Origin of the sequence: Synechococcus sp. R55.7, from assembly GCF_047461955.1 — a bacterium.
GTDB lineage: Bacteria > Cyanobacteriota > Cyanobacteriia > Thermostichales > Thermostichaceae > Thermostichus.
This window is the reverse complement of record NZ_JANSIC010000133.1, coordinates 1,850-7,197: the sequence shown is the minus strand read 5'-3', so window position 1 is coordinate 7,197 and position 5,348 is coordinate 1,850. Positions and strand designations below refer to the sequence as shown.

Genomic DNA, 5,348 nt, shown 5'->3' with positions numbered 1-5,348 from the left:
AGAGGGGGCTTCCAAATCGTTGCTGCCAGCTGCAGAGCTGGAATTGCCTTCCAGGGCTGCTTGGGCGTTGCGGCGCAGGCGGTGGGCCTTGAGCCGGCGCAAGGCAGAGGCGGGAAACTTCTGGTCGAATTCCCCATCTTCCATCTGGGCCAGTTCTTGGAGATCGGGGGCAACGTTCCAAGGGTAAGGCTGAAAATCCGGGATCCGGCTGGGTTGGGCAAAGCGTTGGTTCCAAGGGCAGACCTCCTGGCAGATGTCACAGCCGGCCACCCAGTTGTGCAGGTTTTGGGCAATCTTGGCAGGGATCCGCTCGGCGTGGCTTTCTAGAGTGTGATAGGCGATGCAGCGGCGGGAATCGACCACCCCCGGACTGACGATGGCCTGCGTGGGGCAAGCCTCTAGGCAGCGGGTGCAGGTGCCGCAGTGAGCGGTGTGGGGCTGGTCAGGGAGCAACGGCAGGGTGGTCAGGATCACTCCCAGAAACACCCAGGAGCCGTACTCGCGGGTGAGCAACAGGCTGTTTTTGCCGATCCAACCCAAGCCCGCCTGCATGGCCCAGGGCTTTTCCGCAACCGGGCCGGTATCCACGTAGAATCGACCCGTATGATTTGGGAACTGGGCTTGCATCCAGAGGTGGAGTTGTTTGAGCCGCCGTCCCAACACGCGGTGATAATCTCGCCCCCAGGCGTAGCGGGAGATCTTGCCCTTGCCGGGATCCTGGCTGTGGCGGATGGGGGTGTAGTAATTCAAAGCCACACAGACCAACGACTGCACCCCCGGCAGCACCTGCTTTGGATCCATTCGCCTAGGATCCGCCATCCAGGCCATGTCGGCGGCCATGCCCGCAGCCAGCCAAGCTTGCAGGCCCCGCAAGTCGGGGGGATCCTCTATGCTGGCAATGCCGACTTTGTCAAAACCCAGCGCCAGGGCCTGTCGTTTCACCTGCTCTGTGATGCTGGCCCGGTCTGCTTCTTCTGGCCACACAGGGACATCCAACGCTACTTTGGCAAGCCCATCACCCGACGATAACGAGCTTCTAGATGCTCTGCCTGCTGGGATCGGCGGAAGGGATCCCAGGTGCTGTGGGCAAACAGATCCTGCCGCAGCTTGGCCACATCCACCGTCGTCACGGCTCCGCCGGACACCACCTGTTTTCCTCGCACCCAAACGCTATGCACTGCCTGGGTGGGCCGACCCAACACCAGCAGCCCAATGGGATCGGTACGGGGCAACAGCGACAGTTGGGTGAGATCGTACAGCACCAGATCCGCTTGCTTGCCCACTTCCAGGGATCCCAGCTCCTCCCCTAGCCCCAGGCCAATGGCCCCACCGCGGGAGGCCATCTCCACACTCTCGCGGGGCGAGATCCAGTGGCGGTAGTCGGGATCGGTGATGTTGTGCAGGATGGTGCCGATTTTGATGGCCTCCAGGAGATCCTGGGAATCGTTGCTGGCAGCCCCATCGCAGCCAAAGGCCACGTTCACCCCTGCCCGGCGGTATTTCAAGATGGGGGCAATGCCGCTGCCCAGGCGCAGGTTGCTCAGGGGGTTGTGAACAACGGTAGAGCCGGTGCGGGCCAAGATCTCGATATCGGCATCGCTGAGCCAGACGCAGTGGGCCAAGGAAGTTTTCCGGTCTAGGTAGCCCAAGCGCTCCAGATGCTCCACAGCACTACAGCCGTACTTTTCCTGGGCCAACATCTGCTGGGCGCGGGTTTCCAACAGGTGGGCGTGGCGGGGTAGGTCATACTTCTGGCTTAACTCCGCACAGCCCTTGAACAGCTCGTCTGAGCACAGTTGGATCCCTGTGGGAGCCACCATGAGGGTAATGCCCTCTTCTGGCCGGTGAAAGCGCTGCACCGCCTCTTCCACAATGGCCAGCACCTCTGCTGTGGAGAGGGGATAGGTTTCCGGCTCCCGATCCCAAGAGGAGCTGCTGGGCAACCCCCGAGAGAGAGCCTGATCCTGGATCAAGGGGCCCACGAAGGCGCGGATCCCGACTTCTCGGTAGGCCCGTACCGCCGCCTCAATGGTGGCCAACTCTTGGCCAGGGATCAGCACCAGATGATCCACCACCGAGGTGCCCCCCGTCAGCAGGGTTTCCACCGCCGTCCCCAGCGCGCTGAGATAGATTTTTTCCGGATCCGGCGGCGCATACTCGTGCAGTTGTGCCAGCCACAGCTCCAGCGGATAGGGCGGTATGATCCCTCGTTGCCACATTTCGGAAGAATGGGTGTGGGCATTGACAAAGCCCGGCAGCAAGAGTTGGTTACTGGCATCCAGTTCCAGGCTGTCTGCGCCCGTTGCGGGTAACCCTCTGCCTATGGCAGCAATCCGTTCCCCCTCGATTCGCACATCTGCGGTTTCGTAGCCGGTGGCGGTGGGAATTAACGCATTGCGCAAGATAAAACTCATGCCCGGGATCCAAAAAGGCCGTCTGCTACCTTAGCGTGCTGGAGTTAACCCTGCCAAGGCGGGAGGATCAGAACATTTGCATGCATAACCTAGCCTTTCCCCCAAGGGATACCCAAGCGTAGTGGTTATAGAACTGCCGACATAGAGGTGCCCACACTCTCCATAACGCAGTTTCAACGCCTCTGCACCGCCGACATGGCCCTACAGCTCAGCCTTGACCGGCTATTTCTTTTTCTTGGCGGAGCCTTTTTTGGCCGGCTTGCTCTCGGCAGCAGGGGCCGGTTCTGGGGCAGGTTCTTCAGGAGGAGCGGGTGGAGTCTCTTCCACTTTGGGGGCCTCTGCCGGCTTGAGACCGGCTTGAGCGGCAACCTCAGCAGCAAAATCCACTTCTTCTTTCTCGATCCCCTCTCCCAGGACAAAGCGCACAAACCGCCGCACCCGAATGTTTTCCCCCAGTTTGGCAATGTGCTGCTTGACCAATTCCTCCACCGTGATCGAGGAATCTTTAATAAAGGGTTGATCCAACAGGGATAACTCTTTCAGGCGCTTTTCGATGCGACCTTGCACGATCTTCTCGCGTATGTTCTCCGGCTTATTGGCCAGATCTTCTTTGCCCATTTCAATGGCTTTTTCCCGCTCCACCACTTCAGCAGGGATCTGGTCAACGCTGACGTATTCTACGTTTTGGCAGGCGGCAATCTGCTTGGCGATGTCTTGCACCAATTTCTTGAAATCTTCGTTGCGGGCCACGAAGTCCGTCTCGCAGTTCACTTCCACCAACACCCCAATTCGATTGCCGAAGTGGATGTAGCTGTCAACTGCCCCCTCTGCCGCGACGCGACTGGCCTTTTTGGCTGCCCCTGCCAACCCTTTCTGTCGCAGCCAGGTGATGGCTTTCTCCATATCGCCACCGGAATCTTCCAGGGCTTTTTTGCAGTCCATCATGCCTGCGCCCGTCTTTTCGCGCAGCTCTTTGACCAGTTTGGCATCAATGCTCATGAGGGCTCCTCGAATGAAAGAACGGGAAGAATGTGGCGGGATATGAGTGAGAATGAGCGGGCTTCGGTAGAATTGTAAACCTAGATTTCAAGAATACACGCCTCTGGATAGGGAACAGGCAGGGAAGTGCCCGGATTGCACGGGATCCCTGCCCTCGGTCTAGCCTTCCTCGGCTTCTCCTTCTTCTTCGTCCTCCATATCCTCCAGCATGTCGTCGTCCAGATCCATGGCCCCTTCGTAGTCGTACTCATCCTCTTCAACGGTGTCGAGCTGCCCATGCCGCCCTTCGTAGATGGCATCCGCCAGCTTGCCTACAATCAGCTTAATCGCTCGGATGGCATCGTCGTTAGAGGGAATGAAGATATCGCTGAGATCGGGGTCGCAGTTGGTGTCCAGGAGTGAGATGATCGGGATGTTAAGCCTGATACATTCCTGAACGGCGTTGGCCTCCCGCCGCTGATCGACGATGATCACCGCATCGGGGAGCTTGCGCATGGTTTTAATGCCGCCCAAGTACTTTTCCAACCTGGCCAACTCTCGCCGCAGACGGCTGGCCTCTTGTTTGGGCAGGCGATCCAGAAGACCACTGCTCTCCATCTCCTCAATTTCTTTGAGGCGGTCGATGCGGGTTTTGATGGTGGCCCAGTTGGTGAGCATGCCCCCCAACCAGCGCTGGTTGACATAGTAGCTGCCACAGCGACGAGCCTCTTGAGCGATGATCCCGGCAGCTTGCCGTTTGGTGCCCACAAACAGGAAGCGCCAACCCCTGTCAGCAGCATCCCGCACATACTCGTAGGCTTCGTTCAGATAGCGGGCCGTCTGCACCAAATCGATAATGTGGATGCCGTTCCGCTCGGTAAAGATGTAGGGCCGCATTTTCGGGTTCCAGCGGCTGGCCTTGTGGCCGAAGTGAACCCCTGCCTCCAACAGTTGAGGCAAACTGACTACGCTCATGAGTTTTTCCTCTCCTACGGGTTAGCCTCCGCCCGAACGGATCCCAGTTACGGCCTTCCCGCCGGTTACCTGCACAGAGCGCTCTACCCCCATTGGCAAGGAACTCAGGAGCTGTTGCAGCAAACCGCGAAAGGGCTGTAAGGACACCCGGTGGTTCAGGCGTGCGATTTCTTAACGGCTTAACTAAGCTAGCATGTTTTCCACGGGATCCCGCAGCTTGGGGTTAACTCTGGCCGCGATCCGATGCTAGACTAGCTAGGCACTTCATGGGCTTCTACCCGTAAGTGCGTCGGGGCGTAGCGCAGCTTGGTAGCGCACCACTTTGGGGTAGTGGGGGTCGTGGGTTCAAATCCCGCCGCTCCGATACTGAGTAATCAGGGGAGGGCTTGAGCCGGACAAAGCCCACTATGCCGGAAACTTTGAGGTACTTTGGCTCCGCTGTCAATCCCTTGCCATTGGCTCCGTTGATCGGCAGCCTTAAGAATCAGGTCACAAGCTTGGCCGGACAATATGGGATCCCGGTTTTACGGTGCTGGATCCCGATGCGGAGCCGACCTTGAACAACATGGGGTTTCGACGGATCTGGAGCGCTTAATCACGGCCCAGGATCCAGGCGATAAGGGGGGGATCCCTATGCTCAAGATAGTACCGAACGGCTGAGGTCAGGTCTAGCTCCAAGTCGCGGTTTTGGATGTCGGTGATCATCCTGTGCATCAGCTCCAGATGGATGCGGTCGTCTTGGGTGAGCAGAGCATACTTGCCATTGGGGCTGTTGTTGAGGGCAGCCAAGGCCGCTTGGGTGGCAGTAGCTGTTGGAGAAGGAGGCTTGAGGCGGGCGTCCCGCAGCAAGAGAAACTGAAGCCCAGGGTGAGCAATCACCAATTGGTTGAAGTTATTGACCTGCCAATACATGCTGCCAGCAGCCACTTGGATAAAGGCAATCACCCGCTTTTGGCTGGGGAAATAGAGGTGATCTGGAAG

The 5,348-nt window shown here is 58.5% G+C and carries 4 protein-coding genes, 1 tRNA gene and 1 pseudogene; 1 reads left to right on the top strand and 5 read right to left on the bottom strand.

From position 1 onward, the window contains the following. The 4 genes and pseudogenes from queG to rpsB all read right to left on the bottom strand — a co-directional run. On the bottom strand, positions 1 to 942 hold a 942-nt coding region (queG, locus tag NW820_RS08280; protein WP_414407213.1), incomplete at its 3' end, for a tRNA epoxyqueuosine(34) reductase QueG. A gap of 56 nt (positions 943 to 998) precedes the next feature. After that, positions 999 to 2,414, bottom strand: coding sequence for an amidohydrolase (locus NW820_RS08275; protein WP_414407212.1), 1,416 nt, complete (start codon positions 2,412 to 2,414; stop codon positions 999 to 1,001). A 354-nt stretch (positions 2,415 to 2,768) separates the two neighbouring features. After that, positions 2,769 to 3,413 (bottom strand): annotated as a pseudogene (gene tsf / locus NW820_RS08270) (translation elongation factor Ts); the annotation flags it as partial. A 159-nt stretch (positions 3,414 to 3,572) separates the two neighbouring features. Then, on the bottom strand, positions 3,573 to 4,367 hold the full coding sequence (rpsB, locus tag NW820_RS08265) for a 30S ribosomal protein S2 (RefSeq protein WP_414358039.1): 795 nt from the start codon (positions 4,365 to 4,367) through the stop codon (positions 3,573 to 3,575). A 290-nt stretch (positions 4,368 to 4,657) separates the two neighbouring features. Here rpsB and NW820_RS08260 point away from each other — a divergent pair. Next, positions 4,658 to 4,731, top strand: a tRNA-Pro gene (locus NW820_RS08260). A gap of 227 nt (positions 4,732 to 4,958) precedes the next feature. Here the strand turns inward: NW820_RS08260 and NW820_RS08255 are convergent. Continuing rightward, on the bottom strand, positions 4,959 to 5,348 hold a 390-nt coding region (locus NW820_RS08255), incomplete at its 5' end, for a hypothetical protein (protein WP_414407211.1).